Annotated in this window: 12 protein-coding genes; 7 read left to right on the plus strand and 5 right to left on the minus strand. The window is 51.5% G+C overall.

Features of this window, described 5'->3' with window-relative positions; all coding sequences use genetic code 11:
• Window positions 1-32: 32 nt before the first annotated feature.
• The 3 genes from SH580_RS17800 to metF all read right to left on the minus strand — a co-directional run bounded on the left by SH580_RS17800 (window position 33) and on the right by metF (window position 2207).
• Entirely contained in the window at window positions 33-902 is an 870-nt protein-coding gene (locus tag SH580_RS17800; protein WP_319832171.1) for a UDP-2,3-diacylglucosamine diphosphatase, read from the minus strand.
• Between the two features lie 105 nt (window positions 903-1007).
• A complete protein-coding gene (locus tag SH580_RS17805; RefSeq protein WP_319832172.1) occupies window positions 1008-1310 on the minus strand; it encodes a gamma-butyrobetaine hydroxylase-like domain-containing protein in 303 nt (100 codons plus the stop codon).
• A gap of 3 nt (window positions 1311-1313) precedes the next feature.
• Window positions 1314-2207 carry a methylenetetrahydrofolate reductase [NAD(P)H] gene (metF, locus tag SH580_RS17810; protein WP_319832173.1) on the minus strand — a complete coding sequence of 298 codons (894 nt, stop codon included), beginning with the start codon at window positions 2205-2207 and terminating at the stop codon, window positions 1314-1316.
• Window positions 2208-2508: 301 nt separating this feature from the next.
• Between metF and SH580_RS17815 the strand changes: the two genes are divergently transcribed.
• The 7 genes from SH580_RS17815 to mraY all read left to right on the plus strand — a co-directional run bounded on the left by SH580_RS17815 (window position 2509) and on the right by mraY (window position 10379).
• Window positions 2509-2970 carry a division/cell wall cluster transcriptional repressor MraZ gene (locus tag SH580_RS17815; protein WP_319832174.1) on the plus strand — a complete coding sequence of 154 codons (462 nt, stop codon included), beginning with the start codon at window positions 2509-2511 and terminating at the stop codon, window positions 2968-2970.
• Between the two features lie 113 nt (window positions 2971-3083).
• Window positions 3084-4043: a 16S rRNA (cytosine(1402)-N(4))-methyltransferase RsmH gene (gene rsmH, locus SH580_RS17820; RefSeq protein WP_319832175.1), complete on the plus strand. Its 960-nt coding sequence runs from the start codon at window positions 3084-3086 to the stop codon at window positions 4041-4043.
• Between the two features lie 12 nt (window positions 4044-4055).
• A complete protein-coding gene (locus SH580_RS17825) occupies window positions 4056-4433 on the plus strand; it encodes a hypothetical protein (protein WP_319832176.1) in 378 nt (125 codons plus the stop codon).
• Between the two features lie 26 nt (window positions 4434-4459).
• Complete coding sequence (locus tag SH580_RS17830) at window positions 4460-6274, plus strand: peptidoglycan D,D-transpeptidase FtsI family protein (RefSeq protein WP_319832177.1); 1815 nt, start codon at window positions 4460-4462, stop codon at window positions 6272-6274.
• Window positions 6275-6359: 85 nt separating this feature from the next.
• A complete protein-coding gene (locus tag SH580_RS17835) occupies window positions 6360-7835 on the plus strand; it encodes a UDP-N-acetylmuramoyl-L-alanyl-D-glutamate--2,6-diaminopimelate ligase (protein WP_319832178.1) in 1476 nt (491 codons plus the stop codon).
• A 15-nt stretch (window positions 7836-7850) separates the two neighbouring features.
• On the plus strand, window positions 7851-9212 hold the full coding sequence (locus tag SH580_RS17840; RefSeq protein WP_319832179.1) for a UDP-N-acetylmuramoyl-tripeptide--D-alanyl-D-alanine ligase: 1362 nt from the start codon (window positions 7851-7853) through the stop codon (window positions 9210-9212).
• 66 nt (window positions 9213-9278) lie between these two features.
• A complete protein-coding gene (gene mraY / locus SH580_RS17845) occupies window positions 9279-10379 on the plus strand; it encodes a phospho-N-acetylmuramoyl-pentapeptide-transferase (protein WP_319832180.1) in 1101 nt (366 codons plus the stop codon).
• Window positions 10380-10386: 7 nt separating this feature from the next.
• Here the strand turns inward: mraY and SH580_RS17850 are convergent, their stop codons facing one another.
• Together SH580_RS17850 and SH580_RS17855 are read right to left on the minus strand one after the other, a co-directional pair.
• Entirely contained in the window at window positions 10387-12039 is a 1653-nt protein-coding gene (locus tag SH580_RS17850; RefSeq protein ID WP_319832181.1) for an ArnT family glycosyltransferase, read from the minus strand.
• 9 nt (window positions 12040-12048) lie between these two features.
• Window positions 12049-13320, minus strand: a complete 1272-nt coding sequence (locus tag SH580_RS17855) for a glutamate-5-semialdehyde dehydrogenase (protein WP_319832182.1) — start codon at window positions 13318-13320, stop codon at window positions 12049-12051.
• Between the last annotated feature and the right edge of the window lie 24 nt (window positions 13321-13344).

The following is a 13344-nucleotide window of genomic DNA, read 5'->3' on the forward strand; positions in this document are numbered from 1 at the left end:
ATTCGCTTTTCAGGAGTCGCGGGCGCATCCTGTTAGGAGGCAAATGGCAGCGGCATGTTCATTTCTAGGTCGTCTTCCTCAACCGGGGCGAGGTCGGCTTCGCCTGCAGCGAGCTTTTTCAAAGCTTTGAGCTGTGTTTTCTCATCCAAACGTCGGCAAAATTCCGGATAGCCGATCACCTCGAAGCGTCCGTCCTCGTATTCGACCAGAGCAGTCAAGGATTCCACCCAGTCGCCGGAATTCAGATAGTGGGTGTTGCCGATCATTTTGTTGTCGGGAGTATGAATGTGGCCGCAAATGATGCCTGCGCAATTGCGCTTCTCTGCGAAGCTTTGCAGCTGTTCCTCATATTTGCCCACAAAGCTGACAGCTGATTTGACGCGTGCCTTGATTGCTTTGCTTAAAGAGAAGTATTCTTTGCCGCGCCATGCACGGTCCTTATTGTAAACTCGGTTGAGTTTGAGTAGGCTTTGATAGCCGATGTCGCCTAATACTGCCAGCCATTTGTGATTCATGGTGACCGCGTCGAAGCCATCGCCATGCACGACCAAATAGTTACCCTTGCTGCCCTCGTGGATGTGCTCGTTAACGATGCGCAGCTTGCCGAAAAAGAGGGGGAGGAAGCGCGTGAGAATATCGTCGTGATTGCCGCGCAGGTAAATAACCTCGGTGTTGCGCTTTTCCAGCTTTTTGAGCACTAAGCGGATGAAGCGTGTGTGCTTTTCATTCCAACCGCCATGGCGGGCTAGACTCCAGCCATCGATGATGTCGCCGTTAAGCACCAGCTTCTCACAGTGGGTATGTTTGAGGAAGTGGTTGACCTCGTCGATCTTGCAATCCTCGGTGCCCAAGTGGACATCGGAGAGGATAATCGTTTTATAGGAAAGGGTCGTTTTTTTCATAGCGATTAGGTGAAATCGCTCGACCCAATTGGGCTTGGAAGCCCTTGTAGTCAAAGGTATTAGGCCGCGACGTGGAGAAGTTGCGGCGCTGTAACCTTTGTGACCTTACTGTAACTCGGATTCTAGTTTTCTAAGGTATTCCCAGCTGAATAATCCGCTGCTGTGGCCGTCGCTAAAGATCGGGCGGAAGGCGTAATTTCCCTGAAAATCCCAGCCAGTAATTGTCACGCCGGGGAACTCTGTCGGACCATTGCCTCCGTATTGATTTCCGAGGATGTCGACCTCGCCCTTGTTTTGTGCGCTGGGGGAGTGCTTGCGAAGGAATTCGGTGGGGAAATAGCTTTCACTGCCGTCTTCCCATACGATTGCGAGTTCGCTGCCGATTAATTGGATGTCTTTAGGTTTCATCGCTTATGCTTGGTAAAAGCCCGCAAGTTTTAGTTTCTCCATGAGTTCAACTGCGGGGCCCTTACGATTGAGGATGTAGAGGTGAATGCCGGGGGCACCGCGTTCCAGGAGTTCACGGGCTTGGTTGAATACCCAATTGGTGCCAACAGCTTCGACGGCTGCGCTATCCTCGCCAGCTGCGCTGAGTTGCTGCTCGAGTTCGGCTGGCATGGAGGTGCCGCACATGTCGCAGAAGCGAAGGGCTTGCTCGCGCGAGCTGACGCACATTAGGCCTGGTAGGATCGGGATGTTGATTTGGGCCTCGCGGGCGCGCTCGACGAAATCGAAGTATTTGTTGTTGTCGAAAAAGAGCTGCGTGGTGACAAAATGTGCGCCGCAGTCGACTTTACGCTTTAGGTTGAGTAAGTCGATGTCAGCGGAGGGAGCCTCAGGGTGAACTTCTGGGTAGCCGGCGACACCTACCGTGCATTCCGGGTAGCTTGCATGGATGAGGCTGACCAGCTCGTTGGCGTAGTGCAGGCCGTCCGGGTGTGGCTTGAAGTTACTTTCGCCCTTGGGTGGGTCGCCGCGTAGTGCCATTATTTGCCCAAGGCCAGCATCGCGGAATTCTTCGATTATGCCCCGTAGCTCGTCGCGGGAGTGGCCCACGCAGGTTAGGTGGGGCATTACGGCATAGCCATAATCCTCACGTAGGTGACGTGCATATTTAAGCGTGCGACTACGTGTGCTGCCACCAGCTCCGTAGGTGATCGATGCGAAGTCGGGTGCATAGGCCTTCAGTGCTTCGGCTGTGCGTAATAACTGATCCGCAGACGCATCCGTTTTGGGCGGAAAAAACTCGATCGAAAAGAGTGGGGAGCCTGAGTTCAGGCGTTGCTTAAGAGAAATTTCTGACATAAACGCATCAAGTTATGATGATATGATGATATGTAAAGTGTATTAGTCGATGTGACTTAAAAATGTAACTGTGCAGAGGTGGTGCAGTCCGGGCTTGTTGTTGGTTTTATTTTGTGTGGCTCGGGTTAAGTGGGGCTTCGTCGGGGTGGTTGATGGGGCTTGAAGTGCCGGTTTGTGGGACTGCTTGAAGTTACTTAACTCGCTTATTTGCAGTATTTTTCAAGAGAAAATAGGGAAGAAGTAGCTTGACTGGTGGGGCAAAGTGGGGCGAAATGGAGTGAAATGGTTTAAACTGGAATAAATGAGCGCAAACAACACAGGGAAATTTTTTGGCGAATACCGTCATAGTGTAGATGACAAGGGGCGTCTCACTATCCCGTCGCAGTGGCGTCCGAAGCTCGATTCCGAAGATAACAATTTTCTAGCTTTGCCCAGCTTGACAGAAAAGTCGGTGACGGTGTATCCGCCCCGGATGATTGAGCAGCTGTATGAGCGATTCTCTCAGATCAGTATGGGGAATAAGGACGGTCAGCGTGCGATTCGTCGAGTGATGTCGATGGCGCAGAACTTCTCCTTCGATCGGCAGGGGCGCATTCATTTGAATGAAAAACTCATCAAGCACGCCGGATTGGGGAAGTCGGTGGTATTACTTGGCGAAGCATCCAAGTTTATGATCTACGACGAAGCCCTCTATGATCAATTGATGGCTGAGGATGAGGAAAGTGATGACTTGGCCGAAATCGCGAAAGACTTCGGTTTCTAATGAAAGCATGCGCTCCGAAAATATGAATAAAGCCTTTGATAATTTCGCCCGTGAACAATTCCGCAGCTCGGGCCGCACTCAATACGATTTTTCCACAACACAATATTTGATTAATGTCTTCTTCTTCCGATGATGCCGTAACGCCTGCCACCGCGAGTGGCCATGTTCCCGTTTTATTAAATGAAACGCTGGAACTACTTGCCCCGCGTACAGGCATCAAGCTCTTGGATGGAACTTTTGGAGGAGGCGGTCATACCCGTGCGCTGTTAGAGGCGGCGGATGATGTGACTGTGGTTGCGCTGGATCGTGATCCTGCAGCCTTGGCGCGGGCGGAGGCCTTGAAGGCTGAATTTGGAGATCGGTTCCGCCTTTATCATATGAATTTTGGTGATTTGGGTGATTTGGATGAATCCGGGTTTCATGGCATTCTCTTTGATTTCGGTTTGTCTTCTTTTCAGTTAGACACCGAGGAGCGTGGATTTTCTTTTCGTTACGACGCGCCGGTAGACATGCGTATGAATCCGAACGAGGGGATCAGTGCTGCCGAATTTTTGGAGACGGCTGATGAAGAGTCATTAGTGCGTGCTGTGCGCAATTATGGTGAAGAGCCACGTGTGCGACGGGTGGTTAAAGCGATTATAGATGCGCGTGGCACTGGAGCGTTGCAACGCACGCAGTCCCTGGCTGCGTTGATTAGCGAGGCCGTTGGACCGACGCCCCGTGGACGCAAGGCTGTGCATCCTGCCACACGCACTTTTCAGGGTATTAGGGTTGAGATAAATAATGAGTTGAGCGCGATCGAACGTGGCCTTCCGGCTGCGTTTGATCGCCTCTTACCAGACGGTGTGCTGGCTGCGATTAGCTTTCATTCATTGGAGGACCGTATCGTGAAGCGCTTTTGTCGTAAAATGGCAGGACGGCCAGAGCACTCTCACGATAGTCGCACGCAAGATGAGCGTGTCGTGCGCGCCACTATGATCTCCACACGTCCCATCAGCCCGAGTGAATCTGAAATTGCTATGAATCCTCGCAGCCGTAGTGCGCGCTTACGCGCAGTGCGTAAAATCTCTTAATACTTTTTTGTTATGTTAAAATTATCTTCTAAAACACGTAAACATGTCATCGCATTGATTTTTACGATGGTTGTGGTCACTGTTGGCAGTGCCTTTGCGATTGTGTGGATGCAGCAGCAGATCTCTCGCACTGCACAGGATAGTAAGCACTTGGAATCACAACTTGCGGAAACCTCTCGTAAGTTGCGCTATCTGGATGAACGGATTGCAGGTTATCATCAGCCCGTTGTGCTGCAGAGTAAAGTTGCCGGAGTTTTGCGTCCCTCGGTGGATGATCAAGTTGTTTTTGTGCAGGAAAAGCAGCTTGCCAGTGGGCGTACTTATGCTGTTTCGCAACCCTACGAAGTCTCTATGGACCTCGCGTTGCTCGATTTTGATAGTTCACGTTAATTAAGAACCCTAGGTATTTTGTTTCCATGAGTAAGGCCTTCGTATCCAGTGGGCGATCTCTATTGATCGCTTTAGCAGTGGCTTGTGCCTTCTGCGTATTGCTGGGGCGCTTATTCTATCTGCATGTTTGGGATCAGGCGGAGTTGCTCGAATTTGTAGAGGGAAATCGCAAGATGATCAACGTGGTGGAAGCACGTCGGGGGAACATTGTGGATACTCGGGGCAATCTACTCGCGACCACGCGTACCACGTATAATATCGGGGTTGATCCTCAGGCCATTCGTGAGAGTGACTTAGACAAGCTGCCGCAGCTGGCTCAGATTTTAGCGACTCCATTGGCCGAGATTGAAGAGAAGATCGATCGTAAGACGCGTAAAGTATCTGAAGACAGTAAAGAAGTGCGCCTGATCCGTTGGGCTGTGCTGGCTAAGGAAGTGGATGAAGCGACGCACGATGCTGTGCAGGCCCTTGGGATACGTGCTATTTATGGGAATCAGAGTCATTCACGTGCGTATCCTGCTGGGCAACTCGCAGCACATGTGTTGGGCTACGTAAATAAGGAAGAGACTCCTGTTACCGGTATCGAACGTTATTTTGATTATTATTTACGAGGGCAAGATGGTTGGCGTGAAACTGAGCGCGATGGTAAACGGCATGAACTTGCCCAATATCGTGAACGTGAAGTCGAGCCGACTGAGGGTCTCAACGTAGAGTTAAGCATCGATCAAATGGTGCAACATATTGTTGAGGCTGAAATCAGTCGCATTGCCGATGAGTATGCTCCTCAGGGGATCAGTGTGATCGTGAGTCAGCCCACGACCGGGGCGGTGCTTGCTATGGCCAACTACCCGAGCTACGATCCCAATGAATTTTATAATACCGAGAAATACCCTATCAGTTGGCAGCGCAATCGCGCTTTGACTGACGTCTTTGAGCCTGGGTCTACATTTAAGATCGTGCCAGCTGCAGCTGCTTTGAATGAAGGCCTGGTTCATCCTGAGGATATGTTCCAGACGGGCGTGAAGCGTGTTAGCTATAAGGGACGCACACTTTCATTGCCAGACGATCACCATATATACGAAAGCTTATCGGTGCACGATATCGTGATGAAGTCTAGTAACCGAGGTGCTGCGCATCTAGGTCTACTACTGGGCGAGCAACGTCTGTATAATTATTCGGCCAGTTTTGGCTTTGGTGAAACGACTGGTTGTGACCTGGGTGGCGAAATTTCGGGTACGCTGCATGAGCCGCGTAACTGGGACGGGCTCACGATTACACGTCTTCCTATGGGGCACGCGATTAGTGCGACGCCTATGCAAGTGCATTCTGCAATGTCAGTAATCGCGAATCAGGGGGTGCTCATGGAGCCGATGCTGGCGAAACGTATCTTTGATGAAAACGGGCAGGATGTGATTCGTTTCAAGCCTAAGGCTAGGCGTCGCGTAATTTCCACTGAAGTGGCACATACTGTTGCTTCTATGTTGTCCGATGTGGTGGGGGACGAAGGGACCGCACGTCGTGCAGGTATTGAAAATTACGATGTCGCAGGTAAGACGGGCACCACGCAGAAAATCGTGAATGGGCAATATTCCCGTCAGCATCACGTCGCTTCCTTTAGCGGCTTTTTTCCGGCGGAAAACCCATCACTGGTTATTACAGTGGTGGTAGATGATCCTCAGTCTAGTGGAGTCGGCTACGGAGGTGCAGTTGCCGCACCTGCCTTTCGCAATATTGCAGAAGCCTGTATCGCCTACTTGGGCATTCGCCCCGCTAGGTCGGACGCATCCTTTGTTAATTTACTGCCATCCATATATGATCGGACTAGCCGAGTTTCAAATTAGTACACTTCTCTCCGCTACTAGTTCTCGGCAATCCTACTCTCGCCGATTCGCACCTTACATGGTTAATGATTATCAACGCTCGCCTATGAATCTCAAAGTTAGCCAGCTTCTCGGAGGCTCTGAAATTGTGCGTCACCAGCTGCGCGAAGACAGCCCTGTTTCCTGCCTGATCACTGATAGTCGTCGTGTGGTGCCCGGAGCGCTTTTCTTTGCGATCGGAGGTCTGCGCACCGATGGCAATCTGTTTGTCGAAGAGGCGGTTGATCGTGGCGCTGTGGCTATTATTACTGAAGAAAATCTGGGGCAACATTTCCCCATCGACTACATTCAAGTGACTGATGTTCGCAAAGCATTGGCGCTGGTTTCGCGACAATTTTTCGGCGCTCCGGATGCCAAATTAGGCATCACGGGGATTACCGGCACCAATGGAAAGACCACTGTCTCCATGTTGACGCAGCATTTGATTGGTGGACAGGATCGGGTGGGGTTGCTGGGGACGATCCGCTACGATCTCGGTAAGCGTACTTTGCCTTCGTTTCGCACTACGCCCGAGTCTGTAGATGTGTATGCTTTATTGTCACAGATGGTGGATAACGGTTGCGCCGAAGCTGTGATGGAAGTCAGCTCACATGGCGTCGACCAAAAACGCACCTACGGAGTCGATATTGATGTGGCTGTCTTTCTAAATCTCACACAAGACCACATTGATTATCACAAGTCGATGGAGTCCTACTATGAGGTTAAAAAACGCTTGTTTACCGGGGAGACCGGGAGCTGTCCACGCGCAGTTGTGATTAACGTGGATTGCGCCTACGGGCGTCGTCTATTGGAGGACATTCCGAAAGGTGTGGATGTGATAACCTTTGGTATTGAGGCCAAGACCGCGCTCATACGTGCAGAAAATGTGTCTCTCTATGCGGAGCGTACTGAATTTGATCTCACATGGCCAGGCGGACAAGTGCATGTGAGCTCGCCACTTCTTGGGCGCTATAATGTGAGTAACTTGTTGGCAGCACTGGCGATTGCCCGAGCAAAAGGTCACAGCATTGAGTCTGTTCTGGATCGGGTTGCTTCTTTCCCGGGGGTGCCGGGCCGTATGGAGCGTGTCGATGCCGGGCAAGACTTTAACCTGCTCGTTGATTATGCGCACACAGACGATGCGTTGATACATGCATGCTCGATGCTACGTGAAATTACGCCTGGACGACTGATCATTATCTTTGGTTGTGGAGGCGATCGTGACCGTACAAAGCGTGCTCCGATGCTTCGTGCTGCGCTGGATGGCGCAGATGAAGTGTATGTTACTTCCGACAACCCGCGCACTGAATCAATTGAGCAAATATTTGCTGATATGCGTGCCGCGACAGGCAGTGAAGCCGCGCACTATGTCAGCGACCGCAAGCATGCAATCTCACTGGCATTGGATTGTGCGAAAGCAGGTGATTGTGTGCTGATCGCCGGTAAGGGCCATGAAGCCTATCAAGAATTTGATGGAACTGTGATTCCTTTTGATGATCGTCAAATCGCGCGCGAATTGATTCGAATGAAATCTATTTCCTAAACGATGGACGTGTTTGTGTCACAGAAAATTGCCGAATGGTCGGGGGGGGCTTGGTTGAACCCACCAGACGGATGCATGACTGGTTTTTGTTTTGATGCGCGCCAGATTCAGCCGGGACAATGTTTTGTCGCTCTCAGTGGGGGTGCACGTGATGGTCACGATTTTATTGAGCAGGCGGCGCAGGGAGGTGCGATGGCTGCAATCGTTGAGAGAGCCCAGCCCATTGCACTGCCGCAGTTGCAAGTGAGGGACTCGCTGTGCGCGCTGGCTGCCATCGCGGCTGCCGTGCGTTCACAATTTAGCAAACCGGTGATCGCGATCACTGGAAGTTGCGGCAAGACATCGACCAAGGAAATGCTACGCAGGTTACTTGGCGATGACCGCACACATGCGACTGCAGGTAATTGGAATAATCGTATCGGTGTCCCTATGACACTTTTCGGGCTCGATTCCGCGCAGCATGACTTTGCTGTGATAGAAGCCGGTATCAATCAGCCGCATGAGATGCAGGCTCTAGGCCAGATGATCCAAGCGGACCTTAATGTGTTGACTAATATTGGTCCCGCTCATCTCGAATTGCTGGATAGTTTGGAGAATGTTGCAGTCGAGAAATCATTACTTGCAAAGTCTGCGATGCCGGGTTCTCCGGTTGTTTTACCTGCAGAGGTTTTACAATTTCCTGCTTATGCACAACTGGCTGATCGAGCGATTGCTTTGTTGCAAGAGGGGACGCCTGCACCCGCTGTCATGCCACGTGCGATTGTGCGTTATGCGATCCACACATTAGATGACGCGCAGCAACTTATATTGGATGGTCGTAAATACCGCATCGCCAGCCTGAGTCGAGGCATCGCCCGCAATGCGGCGCTCGCGATTATTGCAGCCAGCGAACTTGGAATCGCTGAAGCAGATATTTGTAAACGTATTGAAGCATGGCGCCCGACCGGGAGCCGTGGCCGTATCGAAACCTTTGGGGAGCAGACTTTTTACATTGATTGCTATAATGCAAATCCATCGTCGATGGCCGATGCACTTGCTGCATTTAGACGTAGTGTGTCGCCAGATGTCGCACACTTGTACATATTGGGTGGAATGAATGAATTAGGTGCCCACGCGGCGGAGCATCACTATCGCATTGGGAACTTACTGCAACTGCGCTCACAGGATCGCGTTGTATTTGTGGGACCAGATACACTTGTGCATGCGTACCTTGCAGGTGCACTGGCTGCAGGCCTGCCTGCTTCACAGCTGAAATGTGTCGACCATATAGAAAAAGTAAAATCCATCGTTGCTCCATTCGTCGGAGCCATCTTTCTCAAAGGCAGTCGCAGCTACCAATTAGAAAAACTGCTACCGCCTCAAGACCTTGTGGCTTAATTCCTACAACCGTCGCCGTTCTTCAGCAAGACCTGGTTCTTAATTCTAAATTCTTAATTCTAAATAATGCTCTCTTATCTTGCAGACTTTGAAAATATCTTTGGTCCACTTCGTCTCTTTCGCTACCTGACATTGCGTGCGGCGTTTGCGGGAATTACGGCGATGGGAATTGGCTTTATATTGGGGCCATGGATTTTCGCCAAGCTGCGTGAGCTACGAGCCAAGCAAGCCTTTCGTGATAAAGATGAGGTCGGAGAGTTGGCTGAGCTGCATGCGAGTAAAGCGCAGACGCCCACCATGGGGGGGCTGATGATCTGTGTGTCCGTGGTCGGCAGTGCTGTACTGTGGGCGCGTCCCAATGTCTATGTATACACGGCTCTGTTTATTTATCTCGGACTGACAGTGATAGGTTTTCTCGATGACTATTTGAAAGTAACCAAGGCCAACAGTAAGGGATTGTCCGGGCGTTGGAAATTATTGGGGCAAGCTGCGCTCACCGCGGTCGCTTTAATCCTCTTGCTTCATGAACCTGAGACAGCCGCGAAAATGCGCGAACTGTGGGTCCCATTTTATAAGGATGTGGTGATTTCTCAGATGTCGCTTTTTATTCTAGCACCCTTTTTATTTCTGATACTCGCCGGATCCAGTAACGCGATTAATCTGACTGATGGTGTTGATGGGCTGGCAATTGGGTGCACCGTGACTGCGGCCTTGGCCTTTGCGATTATGGCCTATGCCGCGGGGAATGTGATTATCTCGGATTATCTATTTATTAGTTTTATTCCTGGTGTCGGTGAATTGGCTGTGGTTTGTGCAGCCTTGTTGGGAGCGAGTCTTGCATTCCTTTGGTATAACTGTCACCCCGCCGAAGTTTTCATGGGCGATACAGGATCCTTGGCACTTGGAGGTTTGATCGGGATCATTGCTTTTATGGTGCACCAGCCGCTTACATTGATCATCGTCGGCGGTATTTTTGTGATGGAAGCAGGCTCGGTGATTTTACAAGTCGGTTCATTTAAAATGCGCGGCAAGCGCATCTTTCGGATGTCTCCGATTCATCACCATTTTGAGCTCAAGGGCTGGCATGAGAATAAGGTCGTGATTCGCTTTTGGATACTGTCGTTGATCTTTGCGATGATTGGTTTGGCGACTCTCAAACTTCGTTAGTCATTTCTTAGTAAGCGAAGGCGAGTATATTATCGAGTAGCTTTTCCGTGTTGCCATATTCGAGTGCATTGCGGTTGACCTTAATCGCGTCTCTTAGCAGTTCGTAGTAAGGTTGGCCTTCGTAGGCTTTGGCTTCTCCTGGGGTGATCTCAGCGATCTGGCCAGTCCAATAGAGGCAGAGTAGGGCCAGTGCGCTGGCATCACGCTGGAGTTTCCAAATTGCCTGAGCGGCTTCCAATTCACGCAGCTTATATTTGTAAATTGCGTAAATCGCCTGCGTGGTCGCACTGGCAGTATTTGGCTGACTGGTTTCTTGATAAGCTTTGATATCTTCGATTGGCAGGCTGCGTTGACGAGTGCCCATGGCCCAATCGTTGAACTGCGCCATCACTATGACCTCTTGCATCTCTGTATTGTTGGGATTGATTTCCAGTGCTTTTTCCGCCCAGGTGCTGGCGCGGTCATTGTTGCCGAGCTGTATATTCGCCTCGGCTAGATATATGTAGTCTCGCTCCCAAGTTTGCGATTGATCTTCGGTGAAATGGCCCGCGTAGGCGAATAGCGCGAGCAGTATAGTTCCGACTTGGATTTTTCGTCGGGTTCGTTGACTGGCACGGCGCCAGATTTTTGGGAGCAGAGAGATACCTGCTGCGAAAAGAGAAAGTAGTGGAATGAGTGTGGCACGGGCTTGGCTACCTCCCTCGTTGAGGGCACTGCTCAACGCAAATAGGGCGAGTATGCTGACGGCCAGCAGAATGTTGTCTCCGCGGTGTCCGTCTTTTAAGCGTGCATACATCCCTAAGCCTGCAAGAATGAGCAGCAGCCCCCAATGAATCGGGTTGAAGAGCAAGATTAGGTGCAGTTCGCGGTAGAGTGCGAAGCTTCGACCATCATAGCCTTCCAAGTTGCCAAGTGCTTTGTAGATGCCGGTGCCGATTTGATCAAAATTCCATAGTAGCGGGCTCTGTAGTTGTAAGCTAGATACCAGAACGAATCCCAACAGTAGGATCGGCGGGGCGAGCGCAAGAATCCCGTGCATGACGCGCTTGCGATGTGGGTAGAGGAAGGCCAGCAGTGGCCACACCAAGGGCAGGGGTAATAGGCAGGTTTCAAAGGCTGCTGCGAGTGTCAGATAAATGGATACGCCTACACTGTCACGGGCTTTTGGGCGACGCAGCCAACGTAGCATTCGCCATAGTGCGACACTCATGCAGGCGGTGGCGAGCAAGCTCGGGCTAATTTGGCCCGCCCAGAAGACTAGCACTGGGTTGAGCCCGACCAGTAGGCCCGCGATCCATACGGTTCGATTGCGCCGCCAGTAGCGTCCTGCAGCTGAGGCACAATATCCGGTTGATAGGATGAGCGCCAGGGCGTTTAGTGTGCGGGCTGCGATGACCAAGCTTTCGCTACTTTCAAAAAAACGCGCCAAGATCGAAAGCGTGTAAGTGTAGAGCGTGTTGCCCGAAGTTTGGGTGGGCAGCCCGATTGCCAGGTTTTGCGCGGCTTGTAGGGTCTCGCGTGCTGCCTCGTCTGGGTATTGTCCTGCTGGAAGCTGGCTGTAATAGGAAAACCACACGACGACATGCACCAATGCGATGGCGAGGATCAGCCGGAGTTGACCGGGTAGAAGGAGAGTGGTGCTGTGACTACTGCTGCGCATTGTGCTTGCTTAGCGGGTTTCGCCGGTGCCGTTTATGATGTATTTATAGGTGCAGAGCTCATTTAATCCCATGGGGCCGCGAGCATGCAAACGGTCGGTTGAAATGCCTATCTCTGCGCCGAGCCCGAATTCGAAGCCATCGGAGAATCGAGTCGATGCGTTGTGAAAGACGGCTGCTGAGTCCACCGCTGTCAGAAAACGCCGTGCGGCTACGGCATCGTCAGTGACAATACTTTCGGTGTGCCCTGAGCTGTTGGCGTTGATTAATTCGATCGCAGCTTTGATGTCGGGGACGACCGCGATTGAGATGATTAGATCGGTGTATTCGGTCGCGAAGTCTTCGGCGCTCGCATCAACCAGTGGCAAGCCGCTGCCGTCAAGCAGGGCTTTTGCATGCGTGTCGACGCGTAATTCGACACCTTGATCATGTAGGGCTTTAGCCAGGTGTGGCAACAGAGCTGCGGCATCTTGGTGAATGATTAAATTTTCGGCAGAGTTACAAACGCTAGGGCGTTGGCATTTCGAATTGATCAAAATCTTCTCGGCCATGTCGGCATTGGCAGCCGCGTCAATGTAGACGCTGCAAACACCCGTGTAGTGTTTGATTACGGGGATGCGGCTGTTTTCCACGGTAAAGCGGATCAGGCTCTCGCCACCACGTGGGATGATGCAGTGGATTGTATCATCTTGTTTGAGTAAGACGTTGAGTGCGGCGCGGTCGGTGGTGGGGATGAACTGAACGGCGTCTTCGTGGATGTCATTCGCACGTAGTGTCTCTTTAATAATTCCAGCCAACTTCATGTTACTATGAAAGGCTTCTTTGCCTCCACGTAAGATGGAAGCGTTGCCGGACTTGAGACAGAGGATGGCGCAGTCGATGGTGACGTTGGGCCGCGATTCGTAGATAATACCAATTACGCCGATGGGCACACGTACCTTGCGCAAGTCAAAGCCCTTAGGGGGAGCGAGTCGTTCGATTTCGACTCCGACAGGATCGGGTAGTTGGGCGACTTGGCGCACGCCTTCGGCCATTGCTTCGATACGCTCGGGGGTGAAGGTGAGGCGCTCCGTCATTGGTTGCGAAAGGCCGAGGTTTTTGGCCGTTTCGAGATCTTGTGCGTTCGCGGCGATGATGGAGTCTGTCTCAGCGACTAAGCGCTCGGCTAGATCATTGAGGAAGCGGTTTTTTGTTTCGGTGTCGAGCGTCGCAAGTTCTAGCGACGCGGCGCGTGCACGCTTGGCGATGTCGACGACGAGTTCAGTGATTTGTTCAGAGGTCATGTTGGAAGTGGGAGCGGTGCGTGG

The sequence above is a fragment of the Coraliomargarita algicola genome, assembly GCF_033878955.1.
Classification (GTDB): Bacteria; Verrucomicrobiota; Verrucomicrobiia; order Opitutales; family Coraliomargaritaceae; genus Thalassobacterium; species Thalassobacterium algicola.